We start from the raw sequence: 16,531 nt of genomic DNA, 5'->3' as shown, positions 1-16,531 counted from the left end.
CCGGTCGATGGCACTACAGTCGGCGGGAATACGCGCCCGCGACCCGTGCTGACCCGAACGTATCGAGGTACCCAGCGTGTCGGTTCTCGTTCTGATCCTCTCGGTGAGCGCGGCCTGCTGTCTGGGCTTCGGATTCGTGCTCCAGCAGAACGCCGCCTCGCACGCCCCACTGAGCGACTTCCTCTCCCCCCGGCTGCTGCTCGACCTCATCCGGGTGCCCCGCTGGCTGGGCGGCATCGGGCTCATGGTGTGCGGCATGATCCTCGGCGCGGTCGCCCTGGGCAAGGGCGAGATCTCCCAGGTGGAACCCCTCCTCGCGACCAACCTGCTCTTCGCGCTCGCGCTCACCCGCTACCAGACCAAGCACTCCCTGGGCCGCCAGGGCTGGGCGGGCCTCTGCCTGCTGGCGGGCGGGGTCACGGCGTTCATCGTGGCGGGCCAGCCCAAGGGCGGCGACTCGGTCACCGATCCGCTGCGCCACTGGCTGATCATCGGGATCATGGTCGGGCTCGCGCTGCTGCTCACCACCTACGCCAAGCGCTCCCGCCTGAGCGCGGCGCCCATGCTGCTCGCGCTGGCCGCGGGGCTGCTGTACGGCGTGCAGGACGCGCTCACCCGGGTCAGCGGGGAGCGGTTCGGAGCCGGCGGCTGGAGTGAGCTGCTGACCGGCTGGCAGCCATACGGGGTGCTGGCGCTCGGGGTGACGGGCCTTGTGCTGGTGCAGAGCGCCTTCGAGACGGCGGAGCTGCGGATGTCACTGCCCGCGCTCACCGCCGCCCAGCCACTCGCCGGAATCGTGTGCGGCGTGGGCTTCCTCGGGGACAAGCTGCACACGGACGTGGGGGCACTCACCTGGGAAGCGGCCGGGCTCGCGGCGATCGTGGCGGGAATCGTCCTGCTGGGCATGCACCCCGCGATGCCGTCGGGCACCACCAGGACCGAGTCGGTACGGGACCTCCAGCCGCATTGAGGGCGTACGACGGCGCCGCGTCGGGCCGCACGGACGGCGCGCCCCGCGCCCCGCGCCCGCGGCTGCTTGGATGGGGCCATGAGCGCCGCTGACGAGATCCTCGACATCGTGGACGAGAACGACGTGGTCATCGGGCAGTCCCCACGCGGCGAGGCGTACGCGCGCGGTCTTCGCCACCGCTGCGTGTTCATCCAGGCCCGGGACGCCCGGGGCCGGCTCTTCGTCCACCGCCGCACGCCCACCAAGCTCGTCTTCCCCTCCCTGTACGACATGTTCGTCGGCGGGGTCGTGGGCGCGGGCGAGTCCTACGACTCCGCGGCCCTGCGCGAGGCCGAGGAGGAACTCGGGGTCTCCGGGCTCCCTGGGCCCGTCCCCCTCTTCAAGTTCCTCTACGACAACGGCTCCGGCCAGACCTGGTGGTCGGCCGTCTACGAGGTCCGCTGCGAACTCCCGGTGAACCCCCAGACGGAGGAGGTCGCCTGGCACGACTTCCTCACCGAGGAGGAGGTGGAACGCCGCCTGACGGACTGGACGTGGGTACCGGACGGCCTGGCGGCGTACGAGCGCCTGAAGGACTCCCGGGCGACGGGCACCGACTGAGCCTCCCGCCGGGCCCCGGTAGGGTCGATGGCGTGATCGAATTCGTACGGAACGTCCAGCTGTGGTTCGCGCCCGAGGAGGTCCGGCAGGAGGGCGTCACGCCCGACTACCGGTTCTCGCTGGCGAACGAGCGGACCTTCCTCGCCTGGCTGCGCACCGCGCTGGCGCTGATCGGCGGTGGCTTCGCCGTGGATCAGTTCCTGCCGGACCTGCGGTGGGGCTGGCGGGTCGGTCTCGCGCTGGCCCTGCTGGCGGCGGGCGTGCTCTGCTCGCTGCGCGCCGTCAATCACTGGGTGCGCTGCGAGCGCGCGATGCGCCGCGGGGACGACCTTCCCGTGTCGCGCTTCCCGGCTCTGCTGGGCATCGCCGTCGCGATCGTGGCCATCGCGATGGTCGTCGTCGTCCTCGTCGGCTGGGAAGGGTGACCGTGCCCGGCCCGGAGCACCGTCCCGAGCGGGACCCGGGGCTGCAGCCGGAGCGTACGCGGCTCGCGTGGCGGCGTACGACCCTGTCGAGCACCGTCGCCGCGGTCCTTGCGGCGAAGGCGGCGCTGCACGGCGGCCCGTCGGCGATCGACGTGGCGGCCTGTGCCCTGTGCTGCGCGCTGTGGCTGGGCTTCCTGGCGCTCGCGCACCGGCGTATCCGGGTGCTCGCGACGTCCGGCACCGACGGTCCGCCCGCGCTCGCACCGCGGCACGCGACGGCGGCGACCCTGTGCACGGTCGCCCTGGCAGTGTGCGCGATGGCACTGGTGTTCTAGACAGGGTCAAATGGGGCGTAACGGTGCAAATAGTGATGGATGCGGTTCTTTCTGGCGTTAGCCTGAGCCGTCATTTCACGCCACTCACGAAGGCGAGCACCATGACCACCCTTCACCTGGAACACCCGACCCACGAGCACACCCACGGCCCGGACTGCGGGCACACCGCCGTGCCGCACGGGGACCACGTCGACTACGCGCACGACGGACATCTGCACCGGGAACACTCCGGGCACTGGGACGAGTGCGAGCCGGCCGGCCACACGGCGCACGACGAGCACGGCCACCGGCACGGCGAGGGCTGCGGGCACCCCGCGGTCGCGCACGGCGACCACGTCGACTACCTGCACGACGGCCACCGCCACGCCGAGCACGACGGCCACTGGGACGACCACTAGGTCCACTGGGACGCCCCCTGGCGCAAGCGCGCCCCGGCGTCTCCCCCGGCTCCGGAGGGAGACGCCGATCACGTTTCGTCCGGGCGCTGGACGACATACCGACTGGTCGGCATCATGGTCACGTCCCGTTTCCGGCGTGCAGGAGAAATGATGAGTCCCGACCACCCGCCAGGTCTCGACCTCGACCGACTGCGTGGCCTGCTCGACGGCGAGCGGCCCGGTCTGGTGCACGGCCCGCTGACCGGCCGGCTGATCGAGGGCGGACGGTCGAACCTCACCTACGCGGTCACGGACGGCAGCACGAGCTGGGTCGTCCGACGGCCCCCGCTCGGCCACGTACTGGCCACCGCGCACGACATGAAGCGCGAGCACCGGGTGATCAGCGCGCTGTACCCGACCGCCGTCCCCGTACCGCGTCCGGTGCTGCTGTGCGAGGACGAGGAGGTGCTGGGCGCGCCCTTCTACGTCATGGAGTTCGTGGCCGGCACCCCGTATCGCACCGCCGAGCAGCTCGCCCCGCTCGGCCCGGAGCGCACCCGGGACGCGGTGCTCGGGCTCGTCGACACGCTCGTCGAACTGCACGCCGTCGACCCCGCCGCCGTGGGCCTCGCCGACTTCGGGCGCCCCGAGGGCTTCCTCGACCGGCAACTGCGCCGCTGGGGCAAGCAGCTGGACGCCTCCAGGAACCGTGAGCTCGCCGGGATCGACGAACTGCACGCCGCCCTCGGCCGTGAGCTGCCGCACTCCCCCGCGCCCTCCGTCGTGCACGGCGACTACCGGCTCGACAACGTGCTGATCGGCGAGGACGACCGGATCAAGGCGATCCTGGACTGGGAGATGTCCACGCTCGGCGATCCGCTCACCGACCTGGGCCTGCTGGTGATGTACAGCGCGCCGCTGGACCTGCCCGACTCCCCCATCAGCACGACCGCCTCGGCCGCCGGCCACCCGGACCCGGCCGAGATCGTCGAACGGTACGCCGCGCGCTCGGGGCGCGACGTGTCCGGCGTCGCCTGGTACACGGCGTTCGCCTGGTTCAAGCTCGCCGTGATCCTGGAGGGCATCCACTACCGCTACACGCTCGGCCAGACGGTCGGCGCCGGCTTCGACCGCATCGGTGAACTGGTCCCGTTCTTCATCGAGCACGGTCTGACCACTCTTCAGGAAGGCTGATCCGAGATGGACTTCGCATTCGACGCGCGCACCGAGGAACTGCGCGGGAAGCTGCTCGCCTTCATGGACGAGTACGTCTACCCGGCGGAGGCGGTGGCGGAGGAGCAGCGCGCCCGGCTGGCCTCGCCGTGGGACACGCCGGCCGTGGTCGGGGAGTTGAAGGCGGAGGCCCGCAGGCAGGGCCTGTGGAACCTCTTCCTGCCCGACGCGGAGTACGGCGCCGGGCTCACCAACCTCCAGTACGCGCCGCTCGCCGAAATCACCGGCCGCAGCCCGCACTTGGCGCCCACCGCGCTGAACTGCGCCGCGCCGGACACCGGCAACATGGAGGTGCTCGCGCAGTTCGGCGACGAGCAGCAGAAGAAGCAGTGGCTGGAGCCGCTGCTCGCCGGTGAGATCCGCTCGGCGTTCGCGATGACCGAGCCGGAGGTGGCCTCCTCCGACGCCACCAACATCACCACACGCATCGAGCGGTCCTCCGACGGCTCCGCCGAGTACGTGATCACCGGGCGCAAGTGGTACATCTCCGGGGCGATGAACCCCGACTGCAAGATCTTCATCGTGATGGGCAAGACGGACCCGGACGGGCCGGACATCCGCCGCCAGCAGTCCATGGTCCTGGTCCCGCGCGACACCCCGGGGCTCGAAGTCCGGCGCGCCATGCAGGTGTACGGCTACGAGGACCACTCCCACGGCGGGCACGCGGAGGTCGTCTTCGACCATGTCCGTGTCCCGGTGAGCAACCTCGTCGGCGAGGAGGGCGGCGGCTTCGCCATCGCCCAGGCGCGGCTCGGCCCGGGCCGCATCCACCACTGCATGCGGCTGATCGGCATGGCCGAGCGGGCGATCGAGCTGATGTGCCGCCGGGCCGTGTCCCGTACGGCCTTCGGCAAGCCGCTCGCCCAGCAGGGCGTGGTCCAGAACTGGATCGCGGACGCGCGCGTCGCCGTCGAACAGCTCCGCCTCCTGGTCCTGAAGACCGCCTGGCTGATGGACACCGTCGGCAACAGGGGCGCCCACACCGAGATCCAGGCCATCAAGATCGCCACCCCGCGCACGGTCGTCGACATCCTCGACAAGGCGGTCCAGCTGCACGGCGCGGGCGGTGTCAGTCAGGACTTCCCGCTGGCCGAGCTGTGGGCGAGCGCACGGACGCTGAAGCTCGCGGACGGCCCGGACGAGGTGCACCAGCGGTCGCTGGCACGACGGGAGATCAAGAAGTACGTGTGACCGTCCGGTCCGGTGGGGCGGTGAGGGGCTCCTTCGCCCCCGCCGCCCCTACCCGTTCCCGTCCCCCGGGAGCTGCGCCCCCAGACCCCCGCAAAAGATCGCGCAGTTCCCCGCGCCCCCTCTTCAGGGGCGCGGGGAACTGCGCGGACGGGGTTTGGGGGCGGAACTACGGACGCAGCGCGCGCAGCAGCAGGTCCGCCAGATGGTCGGCGACCTGCTGGGGGGTGAGGGGGCCGTCGGGGCGGTACCAGGTCGACAGGTGGTGCACCGAGCCGAAGTGGTAGTCGACGACCAGGTCGGCCGGGGTGGCGGTGGAGAAGACGCCCTTCTTCTGGCCCTCCTCCACGAGCGCGCGGAAGCGTTCGTGGTAGCGGCGGCGCTCGGCGCGCACCTGCTTGTCCTTCTCGGGGCTGAGGTGGTGCATGGAGCGGAAGAAGATCGCCGCGTCGTCGAGGTTGTCGATCGTGGTGACGACGACGTCGGCGGCGGCACCCCGCAACCGCTCCTCGACCGGCGCGTCGGCATTGGCGAACGCGTCCAGCCGCTCCTGCTGAAGCCGCAGCACACGCGCGTACACCTCGTGCAGGAGGTCGTCCTTGGAGCCGAAGTAGTGGTACAGCGCGCCCTTGGTGACGCCTGCCGCCTCCACGATCTCCTGCACGGACGTGCGGTCGTAGCCCTGCTCGGCGAAGAGCCTGGTGGCGGCGGCCAAGAGCCGCTGCGGGACGGGCGTACCGTCTCCGTCCGTCGTCCTGGGCACTGCCGCCACCTGCCTTTCAAGCGTTGTCCGGTGAAACGCGTCGTCTACTGAGAGTCCTGGGGACGGGAACGCAGTTCCCGACGGAGGATCTTGCCACTCGCCGTCTTCGGCAGCTCGGGCAGGATCTCCACATGCCGCGGATATTTGTAGGCGGCCAGTCTCTCCTTGCAGTACGCGGCGAGCGCGTCGGGGTCCTCGTCGGCGCCTGGCCGCAGGCTGATGTAGGCCTTCACGGTCTCGCCGCGGTAGCCGTCGGGGATGCCGACGACGGCAGCCTCCCGGACCGAGGGGTGCGTGTAGAGCACGTCCTCGACCTCGCGGGGCCACACCTTGAAGCCGGACGCGTTGATCATGTCCTTCTTGCGGTCGACGACGTAGAGCCAGCCTTCGGGGTCCATGAATCCGATGTCGCCGGTGCGCAGCTCACCGTCCGGGAAGGTCTCGGCGGTGGCTTCGGGGCGGCGCCAGTAGCCGGGCACGACCTGGGGGCCTCTTACGAGGATCTCGCCCTGCTCGCCGAAGGGCACCTCCTGGCCCTGGTCGTCCACGATGCGTACGACCGTGTCGGGGCCCGGCACACCGACGGCCAGCGTGCCCGAGACCGGGTCGACGGGAGCCTCCCGGCCCGGCGGTACGGAGGCGCAGGGCGCGGTGCACTCGGTGAGTCCGTAGCCGTTGCGGATGTAGGGCCCGAAGCCGGCCCGGAACTTCTCCACCAGGGCGGGCGGCAGTGGCGCGCCGCCGGAGGAGATGTTCACGAAGGAGGCGAAGTGGTCCGGCGTGACCGCCGGATGCGCCGCGAGTGCCATGAAGGCGGTCGACGGGCCGACCGTGTACAGCGGCCGGTGCTCGGCGAACGCGTCGAGGACGACCCCCGCCTCGAAGCGGTAGGCGAGGACGAGCGTGCCCCCGCTGTTGAGGCAGGCGGCGAGCTGGCAGACCATCCCGGTGATGTGGAACAAGGGCGCCATCGCGAAGTAGACGGGCGCCTCGGGCAGCCCGAGGCCCGTCCGCTGCCGCTCGGCGTTGTACATGATGTTGCCGTGGGTGTTGGTGGCCCCCTTGGGGGTGCCGCTCGTCCCCGAGGTGTAGCTGATCAGCGCGATGTCGGAGGGCTCCGCGTCGCGCCCCGCGGGGGCCTTGTGGCCCGCCCGGGCGACCGCCACCAGATCGTCGGCGTCCGCGGCCTGTGGCAGCCGCTCGAAGGTCAGCACACGCGCGTCGCCCCGGGTCTGGAAATCCAGCTCACACCCGGTGAGGACGACACTCACGGCCGAGTCGGCGGCCGTCTCGCGCAGATACGACTCCCACGCACGGTCGGAGCACACCAGGGCGCGTACGTCCGCGTCGTGCAGGACGTGGCGGACCTCACCCGACTTGTACATAGGGTTGACCGGCACGACGGTCGCGCCCGCCTTCCAGGCGCCGAGCAGCGCGAGCACGAAGTGCGGGGAGTTCTGCAGCAGGATCGCGACGCGGTCGCCACGCTCCAGACCGCGGGCGGCGAGGTGCCCGGCGACGGAGTCGCTCAGCTCGTCCACCTCGCGGTAGCTCAGCCGCCCGTCGAAGTAGACGAGCGCGGCGCGGTCGGGGGCGTCCGCCACGGCGCCGCGCAGGGCGTGCACCAGGGAGTCGGCCGGGCTCACCGGGCCGCTCTGGGCGTCGTCGAGGAGGGCCACCCAGGGGCGGTCGGCGTAGGTGGTCACCGGGTCACCTCCCACTTCTGCTGGATGTGGTTCATGTTCGTCAGCCAGCGGTCCGGTTCGGTGGCCCGCACCTGGTAGTACCCGGCGACCTCGGGGTGCGGCAGGATCAGGAAGCGGTCCTCCTCGATCCCCGCGAACAGCGCGTCCGCGACGGCCTCCGGCTCGATGGCGGTCGGCTGGAGGACCAGGTCGCCCGCGCTGCCGGTGGCGTCGAGCATGTCGGTGCGCACGCCCTGCGGACAGATCGCGTGCACCTTCAGGCCGCGGTGGCGGTACGTCAGCGACAGCCACTCGGCGAAGGCGTACGCGCCGTGCTTGGTGACGCTGTAGGGCGCGGCGCCGATCATGGTGAGCAGTCCGGCGGCGGAGACGGTGGAGACGAACCGGCCGCTGCCGCGCTCCAGCCAGGCCGGGAGCAGCTCCTGGGCCGCCCGGACGTGCGCCATCACGTTGACGTCCCAGGCGAGCGCCCAGACCTTCTCGTCGGCCGACTCACTGCCGCCGGAGGCGAGGCCCGCGTTGGCGCAGTAGACGTCGATGGCGCCCCCGAGGGCGTCCCTGGCCTCGGCCACGATCGCGGACGCGTCGCCCGGGACCGCGATCGCCCCGATCTCCTCGGCCACGGCCTTCGCCTTGGCGGCGTCCAGGTCGTTGACGACGACCCGGGCCCCCTCTGCGGCGAAACGACGGGCCAGCGCGGCCCCGATGCCGCCTCCGGCCCCGGTGACGACCACTCCCGCATCCTGCACGGCTTCCACCATCGGTCTCCTTCGACACGACGCGACACAACTCGGCTCAGCTGCGACCCCAGACTAACCAGTCGGTATGTAACAGGGGAAGGGCCCTTTGACAGCTCCGGCCCGCAGGAGCCCCCCTTCAGGGGCGCGGGACTGTGCCCTGGGTGCGGCACCCCGGCGTGGGCGTGACCAGCCGCTTACGGCCTGCCGCTTACGAACCATCCGCGGAAGCCCTTAACGTGCCGGTGCCAGCCTTCCGCGATCACGGAGGTCCCCCATGCGCCCCTCCCGCCGAGCCCTCCTCACAGCCACCGCCACGGCCACCGCCACCGCCGCCCTCGCGGTGCCCCCCACCGCCCCCACGGCCCCCACGGCCCCCACGGCGACGACGTCCCATGGCAACCCCCTCCGCACCGGCTTCGAGCAGCTCCGGGCAAGCGGCTACGCCGCCCTCCAAGGGCGGCGCGTCGGCGTCGTCACGAACCCCACGGGCGTCACCATTGGGGGCCCCTCCCGCTCGAGCGAAGCCGAGAGTGGGGGCGTTCGCCACATCGTCGACGTCATGCACGCCGACCCCGGCGTCGACCTGGTCGCCGTCTTCGGCCCGGAACACGGTTTCCGCGGCACCGCGCAGGCCGGCGGCTCCGAGGGCCGCTACGACGACCCCGCGACCGGACTCCCGGTCTACGACACGTACCTCAAGAGCGGCAAGCCTCTCGCCGACGTCTTCACCGCCTCCGGCGTGGACACCGTCGTCTTCGACATCCAGGACGTGGGCGCGCGTTTCTACACGTACATCTGGACGCTGTACGACTGCATGGAGGCGGCCCAGCTCGCGGGCAAGCGCTTCGTGGTGCTGGACCGGCCGAACCCGGTGACCGGACGGGCCGCCCAGGGCCCGGTGCTGCACAAGGAGTTCGCGACGTTCGTCGGGCGCCAGCCCATCGCGCAGGCGCACGGGATGACGGTGGCGGAGCTGGCGCGGCTGTTCAACGGGGAGTTCCTGGCGGCGCCGGTGGAGCTGACCACCGTACTGATGCCGGGCTGGAAGCGGTCGGACTTCTACGACGCCTCCGGCCTGCCCTGGGTGCCGCCGAGCCCGAACATGCCGACGGCCGACACCGCCCTGGTGTACTCCGGAACATGTCTCTTCGAGGGGACGAACCTGTCGGAGGGGCGCGGCACGACCCGCCCGTTCGAGCTGCTGGGCGCGGAGGGCATCGACGGCCGATGGGCTCTGGAGGCGAACCGGCTCAACGTCCCGGGCGTGCGCTTCAGGGAGGCGTACTTCGCTCCGACCTTCTCCAAGTTCCAGGGAAAGACGATCGGCGGCGTGCAGATCCATGTGCACGACCGGGCCGCGTACGACCCCGTCCGCACCGGAATCGCGCTCCTGGTGACCGCCAAGAAGGTCTGGAGCGGCTTCGCCTGGCGCTCGGACAACTGGATCGACAAGCTGACCGGCTCCGCCGGCGTGCGCACGATGATCGATGCGGGGGCGACGGCCGACGAGGTCGTGGCCTCCTGGCAGGACGAGCTGAAGGCCTTCCGACGGATCCGGAAGGAATATCTCCTCTACGGATGAGCGGAGAGAACTTCTTTTCCGCGGTTGAGCCATGACGTATGGCCAATCCTCGCCCCCGGTAGGACGATGCGCCCACATCGCACCGCCTTCGGGGACGAGGGGGCTTTGCCATGGCGGATCCGGCAGTCAGTGTTTCTCCCTACTGGGAGCTGACCTTCGACGCGGACGGGGACGTGGACGGCCGGGAAAGGGACCGGCTGCTCGCCGAGGTGCCCCGGCGCCAAGTGCGTGATCTGATCGTCTTCGCGCACGGCTGGAACAACGACCGTTCCGGCGCGACCCGCCTCTACAGCCAGTTCTTCGCACCGGTCCCGGGCCTCGCGCCGCACGCGCGTCTGGGCTACGTCGGTGTGGTGTGGCCCTCGATGCGGTTCTCGGACGAACCGATCCCCGACTTTCCCCGGTCGGTGGCCGCCGCCGTCCCCGCCGACGTACCCGCCGCCGCCCGCGCGGCGCTCGACAACGACACCCGGCACGCGCTCCTGGAGGTGTTCCCGGGCCGGGCGACGGTCGTCGAGCAGCTCGCGCGCCTGCTGGACCAACAGCCGGACGAGGGCGCCTCGTTGGAGGAGTTCGGACGTCTGGTGCGGCTGCTCGTGGAGGTACCGCCGCAGGGACCGCAGGCCGCCTTCGCCGCGGACACGCTCGCGGAGGGCGCGCCGCAGGGCGACCCCGCGATGCTCTTCGGGGACACGGCCACGGTGTGCGGCGAGTTCGCCGAGGCGCTGGCCGCGATGGCGGCCCCCGGCGAGACCTTCGCGCTGCCGCGGCCCTGGGACGGGGCGCGTGAACTGCTGCGCCAGGCCACGTACTACGCCATGAAGCGGCGCGCGGGCACGGTGGGTGAGCGTGGGCTCGGGCGCGCCCTCGGGCAGCTCGCGGCCGCCGCGCCCGGGGTGCGGGTGCATCTGGTCGGGCACAGCTTCGGCGGACGGCTGGTCTCCTTCGCGCTGCGCGGGCTGCCCGAGGGCGTGCGCACGGTGAAGTCCGTGACGCTGCTCCAAGGGGCGTTCTCGCACTACGCGTTCGCGGCGCGGCTGCCCGGCGACCCGCGGGCGAGCGGCGCGCTGCACGGTCTCCAGAGCCGCGTCGACGGCCCTCTGGTGTGCTGCTACTCCCACTTCGACACGGCGCTCGGCACGATCTATCCGCTGGCCTCCAGGATGGCGGACGACGACCGTTCGGTGCTGGGCGTCGACCTCGACCCCGGACACCTCCTGGGCGCCCGCTGGGGCGCGATGGGACACGACGGGGTGCAGGCGGTGGAGGGCACGAAGACGTTCACGCTCGCCGACGCGCTGCGCGCGAAGCTGCCGGTGTCGGGGTGCGTGAACGTCGACGCGTGCGCGGTGGTGAACCGCGGCGGGCCCCCGTGCGGGGCCCACAGCGACATCTGCCACCGGGAGCTGGCCCAGGTGGTGCTGGCGGCGGGCCGCGTTCAGTGACCCGCCGCCGGGGAGTGCGCGAGGCGCTCCGGGGTCACCGGTGCGACGTGTACTCCACCACCTGCTGGTAGGTCGGCCGGTTCTGCCAGGTGATCTTGCCGTGCTTGATGCCGCCGAGCGTCCGCTGGACGATCGAGTCGGCACACCACTGGTCGCCCGCCGAGCACTGGTCGTCGCCCGGGTAGACCTGGGCGGCGGTCAGGCCTGCCGCCGTCTTGAGTGTGCTGATCAGGCTGTCCCGGCAGGCGCCGAGGCTGCCGCCGCCGCAGTACTTCTGCGACAGTCCGCCCTGCACCGACTCACCGAGGACCGCCCTGATGTCCTTGTCGACATAGCTCCACCAGCCGTACTGGAAGGAGCTTCCGGCGTGCGCGCCGGTCGGGCCGTGCGCGGCCGACGGGGACTCGTCGATGGGCAGGTTGTTGGAGAAGGCGGTGTACAGGTCGGTGCCGAGACCGGGTTCGAACTCGGCCTTCACCAGCAGCGGCCACCAGGCGTCCAGGATGCGGATCGCGTCGGCATTGGCGTAGGCCTTCGAGCCGGCCGAGGTCTCCTTGCGCTTGGCGCCGGCCGTCACCCAGTCGGACAGCTTGGTCACCGCCGCCGCGGCCGTGGTGTCCGTGACCGTCGAACTGTTGATGACCTTCAGCAGCTTCGGGAGCACGTCCTCGGCCCGCAGATCGGCCAGCGCGGCGTCGGCCATCGCCTTGGTGAGCGAGGACCTGGTCACCCCGCCCGCGGCGACCAGCTTCTTCGCCCGGTCCTCCAGGAGGTTCCCGCGGTGCACGGAACCGTCGCCCCAGGGGGCCGTGGTGTAGTCCTTGGCCTGTTTGTTGTTCCAGGAGATGTAGTAGTCCTGGTCGACGGAGTTGGGGTGCGCGGACGCCGGGGTGTACGAGGCGGTGTTCGTGGTCGGGTCCCAGTTCTGCCACTCGTAGGCGGCCTGAGCCCAGACCGGGAACTCGGCGTCGACGCCGGCCGCCCGCACCGGGTTGTCACCGCTGTTGTAGTACGCGGTGTGCGAGGAGTCGGCGTAGAACCAGTTGAAGGTGTAGTTGATGTGCTGCACCGCGCTCTGGAACGTCCCCGGGCTCTTCACGTAGTCCGGGTCGTTGAGCATCTGGAAGCCGATGATCGAGTCGGCCTCGTGCATGTAGGAGGAACGCAGGGTCGTGTACGCGACCTTCTTGCCGCCGACCGTCGCGCGGTACTCCACGGGACCGTACTTGGTCCGGTAGACCTGCATACGGTACGAGCCCGCCGCGGTGCCGTCGGCCGTCGTGGGCTTCCAGGAGTTGGTCCGCTCGACCTTGTCCATGGCGGTGCAGGTGCCGTGGTACAGGTAGTGGTAGTCGTCCTGGCACAGCTCGACGGCGTACGTGTCGATGATGTCCTGGCCGGAGGTCGTCGCGCTCCAGGAGTAGTCCTGGCCACGGCCGAGTTCGACGTACATGCTCAGGCCCGCGAAGGAGGCGCCGCGCGCGCTGAGGCCCGGGCCCTGGATCTCCTGGAGCATGAGGAGCTGTGGCGCGAAGTAGCCGGTCTGCGGCCCGAAGACGGCGATGGGGTGGCCGCTGGCGGTGTACTTGCCGCTCACCACGAGGGCGTTGGACATCCCGCGCTTCGCGGAGGTGAGGGTGGTGGCGGCCGCCGTCGCCGAGGCGCTGGTGGCGGTGGCGGTGCCCGCGCTGCCGGTGCGGTCGTAGACCAGTGGCTCCTGGGTCACCGAACCGGCGTCGGGAAGGGCCTCGCCCTGCGCGGTGTCGGGCTTCGAGGCGTACGGGAAGCTCTCGCCGTTGTGGACGGTGAGCACCGCCTCGGGGTCGTTGCGCTCGCGGAAGGACTCCCAGATCTTGGTGCCCTCGGTCACGCCGTACTTGGACTGGGCGGCCAGCAGCGAGATGGCGTTGTTGACCTCGCCGCCGCCTCCGGAGCCGAAGAGCGAGCCGATGACGGAGGCCAGCGCGACCAGGTCGGTGATCTTGAAGTGGTCGATGGTGCCGGCGTTGGTGATGGAGTCCTTGTGACCGGTCAGGACGTACTCACCGGGGAAGTAGCGGCCGCTGTCGGAGGCGTCGATGTAGGCGTTGATGCCGTCGATGTAGGCGTTGGCGTCGGCGAGGGCCTGCTGGCCGCGGGCGCCGTTGTTCGCGATGGCGTGGTCGATCTGGCTCTGCAGATCGGCCTCGGTGTAGGGCGCGTTGCGCCAGAACTCCTGCTCCAGGCCCTGGTTGGAGGAGGCCCCGCCGGCGAAGGAGGTCAGCTGGCCGCGGCCGACGTGCCGGAAGACGTCCATCAGCCACAGCCGGTCCTGGGCGGCGGCGTACCCGGCGCCGTACTCGGTGCCGTAGCGGGTGGTGCCGGTGATGTGCGGCACACCGGTCTTCTTGTCGCGGACGATCGTCACATCGGTGCGTCCGCCGGGCGCGGTGGTGGAGGCGACCTGGTCGGAGGCGACCCCGAAGGACGCGTCGTTGAAGAAGTCGTTGATCTTGGCGTCGGTGAGCGTGGCGGCGCCCGAGGCCAGGTTGCTGTAGGGGCCGAGCTGGTCCTCGGCGTGGTCGGGCTGGATGCCGAAGGCCTGGTTGAGGAGGATCTGGGCGAGGGTGGCGTTGCCGTTCTGACCGGGCGGGAGAATGTCGGAACACTGGCCGCCGCAGTAGTCGTTGGCGGCGAGCGCGGCCTTGCTGTCGGCTGCCGCCGCCTGGGTCAGCGGGGACAGCAGGGCGGCTATGAGAGCACAGATGGATGCCGCCCCCAGGAACTTGGGGAATCTGCGGGGAGTTCTCAGTCTGTCGAGTGCGGTGCGTGCGGTGCGCCGTGGCATTGGCTGCTCCTACCGACGGGGGGTGGGCCGGACGTTACCGCCGGTATCCCCGAGTTGGAAGATGAACATGCGTCAACTTTTCAACGATCACTGAGCTGTTCAGAGGTCACGATCCGTTTAGAGATCGACGGGCCATACGGAGCCGGCGACACCCCGGCATCCCGGCCCACAGGCCTTTCAACAGGTGGCTGGCAGCGACGGGAGGTAGGCCGGAGGGAGTTCGGCCGGTGACTTATGGCGCTCATCGGAAATTGGATGGAGCCGAATCGCGTGTCGATACGTCTACTCGGCGACGTCCCTGGGACGGCAACGCCGAAGTAACCGAAGTACAGGTGCAGGTGTGACGGAGGTGCAGGGCGATGGCGGGTTTTCGGAGTCTGGCGAGACAGGTGCGAGATCCGAGGAATGATCTGGCACTGCGACGCTATTCACTGCGCAAGTGCCTGGAGAGGTTCGCCCCTTACGGGCATCGGGCGACCTGGGACCATCTCTGCTCCCGGGCCGGGTTCGGTCCCGAGGACCGGTCCCCCGATCCAGCGCGGCTCGTGGCCGCACTGGACGAGCTGGAGGAGGCCCGCTCCGTCTGGCTCGCCTACGAGGTCGAGTTCGCCGAGCGCCGCAAGAAGGAGAAGCACGACGGGCTGCGCCGGCCGGGCAGTGTGGACGACTGGCACCGGCTGACCTGGGGCGGATTCGGCGTCGCATGGTGCGACGATCCGCGGATCCACCCCCACGAATCACTGGCCGAGGTGCTGCGCCGGCTGATCGCCGCGCTGGAGCGCGAGCCGGGCACGGTCTGCCCGGTCTGCACCGGGGAGCGCCTCACCTGGAAGTACGACCTGGCCCACGAACCGTCGTCGGGTCCCGTCTGCACGGGTTGCGGAATCGTCGTGCCGCGGCCCGTTCTCACGCCCGAGGCGCTGGTGGAGGTCAGGCGCGGGCGGTTGCTGGTCTCCGCGTGAGCGCTCCGCTGGGTTGAACGGGGGGCGGGGGGAGCGGCGGTCGGCGGTCGGGGTGAGGGTCGGGGTCGGCCGGGTTACGGGAACTGCGGGTGAGTCGTCGGCTGCGGGGTTGTCCGTGGCTGGGCGCGCAGTTCCCCGCGCCTCTTCGGGGCGCCGACCTCGACGGGGGCGACCGAAGACACCCGGTGGGCCGACGCTAGCAGGCGCAAATCCGTTCGCTCCAGCTCTTTCTCCTCGGGACAGTTGGGCGCGATGAAACCCCGTTGAGGTACCCGCGGAACCCGAGGAGTCCCGATGTCGACGCTGCGCGTCACCGCCGAAGTGCTGACCGTCCACGAGCATCCGAACGCCGACGCGCTCGAACTGGCCCAGGTGGGACTGTATCGAGCCGTCGTCGCCAAGGGCGCCTACCGCACCGGCGAGAGTGCCGTCTACATCCCCGAGCAGTCCGTGCTCCCCACCACGCTCATCGAGGAGCTGGGCCTGAGCGGACGTCTCGCGGGCCCCGGTTCGGACCGCGTCAAGGCCGTACGTCTGCGCGGTGAGCTGTCGCAGGGCATCGTCTGCCGTCCGAAGGCGCTGGCCGACGTCGACCTGGCGCGGGCCGCCGCGGAGGGCACCGACTTCGCCGAGGCGCTCGGCATCGTCAAGTGGGTACCGCCGATACCGCCCACCATGAGCGGCGACGTCGAGTCCGCGCCCGATCTGCTGCCCTGGGTCGACATCGAGAACATCCAGCGGTACCCGGACATCTTCGCGCCGGGCGAGAACGTCGTCCTGACGGAGAAACTGCACGGCTCGGCCTGCCTGCTCACCTACGTCGCCGACCAGGACCGCGTGTACGTCTCCTCCAAGGGCTTCGGCGCCAAGTCCCTCGCCCTCAAGGAGGATCCCCGCAATCTGTACTGGCGCGCCGTCCACGCCCACGGCGTCGCGGCGGCCGCGGCCCGGCTCGCCGAACGGCTCGGCGCCCGCCGGGTCGGCATCTTCGGCGAGGTGTACGGGGCGGGCGTGCAGGACCTGTCGTACGGCGCCGACGGCCGCCGCGAGTCCCTCGGCTACGCCGTGTTCGACGTGTCCGCGGAGATCGCCGGCGAGGTCCGCCGGCTGGACGCGGCGGCACTCCTCGACGGCGAACTGCCGCTGGTGCCACGGCTGTACGAGGGCCCGTACGACATCGACCGCGTCCTGGAGGTCGCCTCGGGCCGGGAGACCGTGTCCGGGCGCGCGCTGCATCTGCGGGAAGGCGTCGTGATCCGACCGGCCGTCGAGCGCTACAGCCCGGTCACCGGCGGCCGGGCCATCGCCAAGGCGGTCAGCCCGGCGTATCTGACGCGCAAGGGCGGCACGGAGTACGAGTGAGGAGTACGGGTGAGGG

At 70.9% G+C, this 16,531-nt stretch carries 15 protein-coding genes; 11 read left to right on the top strand and 4 right to left on the bottom strand.

Annotated elements, in window-relative coordinates; all coding sequences use genetic code 11:
* Window positions 1-76 precede the first annotated feature (76 nt).
* From ACIQTP_RS08225 to ACIQTP_RS08195, 7 genes are all read left to right on the top strand, one after another.
* Window positions 77-970, top strand: coding sequence for a DMT family transporter (locus tag ACIQTP_RS08225; RefSeq protein WP_403397528.1), 894 nt, complete (start codon window positions 77-79; stop codon window positions 968-970).
* Window positions 971-1,048: 78 nt separating this feature from the next.
* A complete protein-coding gene (locus ACIQTP_RS08220; RefSeq protein WP_403397526.1) occupies window positions 1,049-1,570 on the top strand; it encodes an NUDIX hydrolase in 522 nt (173 codons plus the stop codon).
* A gap of 32 nt (window positions 1,571-1,602) precedes the next feature.
* Window positions 1,603-1,995 (top strand): YidH family protein, encoded by a 393-nt coding sequence (locus ACIQTP_RS08215; RefSeq protein WP_403397524.1) that lies wholly within the window; start codon window positions 1,603-1,605, stop codon window positions 1,993-1,995.
* A complete protein-coding gene (locus ACIQTP_RS08210) occupies window positions 1,992-2,330 on the top strand; it encodes a DUF202 domain-containing protein (RefSeq protein ID WP_402043928.1) in 339 nt (112 codons plus the stop codon). Before ACIQTP_RS08215 ends, ACIQTP_RS08210 begins: the two co-directional genes overlap by 4 nt.
* A gap of 101 nt (window positions 2,331-2,431) precedes the next feature.
* Complete coding sequence (locus ACIQTP_RS08205; RefSeq protein ID WP_403397522.1) at window positions 2,432-2,728, top strand: hypothetical protein; 297 nt, start codon at window positions 2,432-2,434, stop codon at window positions 2,726-2,728.
* 150 nt (window positions 2,729-2,878) lie between these two features.
* Window positions 2,879-3,901, top strand: a complete 1,023-nt coding sequence (locus ACIQTP_RS08200; protein WP_403398132.1) for a phosphotransferase family protein — start codon at window positions 2,879-2,881, stop codon at window positions 3,899-3,901.
* Window positions 3,902-3,907: 6 nt separating this feature from the next.
* Complete coding sequence (locus ACIQTP_RS08195) at window positions 3,908-5,131, top strand: acyl-CoA dehydrogenase family protein (RefSeq protein ID WP_403397520.1); 1,224 nt, start codon at window positions 3,908-3,910, stop codon at window positions 5,129-5,131.
* 166 nt (window positions 5,132-5,297) lie between these two features.
* Here the strand turns inward: ACIQTP_RS08195 and ACIQTP_RS08190 are convergent, their stop codons facing one another.
* Genes ACIQTP_RS08190 through ACIQTP_RS08180 form a run of 3 tightly spaced genes read right to left on the bottom strand, consistent with a single transcriptional unit; the run spans window position 5,298 to window position 8,358 of the window.
* Window positions 5,298-5,891 carry a TetR/AcrR family transcriptional regulator gene (locus ACIQTP_RS08190; protein WP_403397518.1) on the bottom strand — a complete coding sequence of 198 codons (594 nt, stop codon included), beginning with the start codon at window positions 5,889-5,891 and terminating at the stop codon, window positions 5,298-5,300.
* Between the two features lie 44 nt (window positions 5,892-5,935).
* On the bottom strand, window positions 5,936-7,597 hold the full coding sequence (locus tag ACIQTP_RS08185) for a class I adenylate-forming enzyme family protein (protein WP_403397517.1): 1,662 nt from the start codon (window positions 7,595-7,597) through the stop codon (window positions 5,936-5,938).
* On the bottom strand, window positions 7,594-8,358 hold the full coding sequence (locus tag ACIQTP_RS08180) for an SDR family oxidoreductase (protein ID WP_402043945.1): 765 nt from the start codon (window positions 8,356-8,358) through the stop codon (window positions 7,594-7,596). Before ACIQTP_RS08180 ends, ACIQTP_RS08185 begins: the two co-directional genes overlap by 4 nt.
* A 253-nt stretch (window positions 8,359-8,611) precedes the next feature.
* Here ACIQTP_RS08180 and ACIQTP_RS08175 point away from each other — a divergent pair, with 253 nt between their 5' ends.
* Entirely contained in the window at window positions 8,612-9,919 is a 1,308-nt protein-coding gene (locus tag ACIQTP_RS08175; protein ID WP_403397514.1) for an exo-beta-N-acetylmuramidase NamZ domain-containing protein, read from the top strand.
* 110 nt (window positions 9,920-10,029) lie between these two features.
* Window positions 10,030-11,364 carry a serine-threonine protein kinase gene (locus ACIQTP_RS08170; protein ID WP_403397512.1) on the top strand — a complete coding sequence of 445 codons (1,335 nt, stop codon included), beginning with the start codon at window positions 10,030-10,032 and terminating at the stop codon, window positions 11,362-11,364.
* Between the two features lie 34 nt (window positions 11,365-11,398).
* Here the strand turns inward: ACIQTP_RS08170 and ACIQTP_RS08165 are convergent, their stop codons facing one another.
* Window positions 11,399-14,191, bottom strand: coding sequence for a penicillin acylase family protein (locus tag ACIQTP_RS08165; RefSeq protein ID WP_403397510.1), 2,793 nt, complete (start codon window positions 14,189-14,191; stop codon window positions 11,399-11,401).
* Between the two features lie 359 nt (window positions 14,192-14,550).
* Between ACIQTP_RS08165 and ACIQTP_RS08160 the strand changes: the two genes are divergently transcribed.
* Both ACIQTP_RS08160 and ACIQTP_RS08155 read left to right on the top strand, forming a co-directional pair.
* Entirely contained in the window at window positions 14,551-15,153 is a 603-nt protein-coding gene (locus ACIQTP_RS08160; protein WP_403397508.1) for a hypothetical protein, read from the top strand.
* 294 nt (window positions 15,154-15,447) lie between these two features.
* The gene (locus ACIQTP_RS08155; protein WP_403397505.1) at window positions 15,448-16,515 is read left to right on the top strand and encodes an RNA ligase (ATP); all 1,068 of its coding nucleotides are present in this window, start codon (window positions 15,448-15,450) and stop codon (window positions 16,513-16,515) included.
* Window positions 16,516-16,531: the final 16 nt, after the last annotated feature.

Source organism: Streptomyces sp. NPDC090798 (assembly GCF_044768965.1).
Classification (GTDB): domain Bacteria; phylum Actinomycetota; class Actinomycetes; order Streptomycetales; family Streptomycetaceae; genus Streptomyces.
The sequence above is the reverse complement of the archived record's forward strand: the minus strand, read 5'-3'. Positions and strand labels throughout refer to the sequence as shown.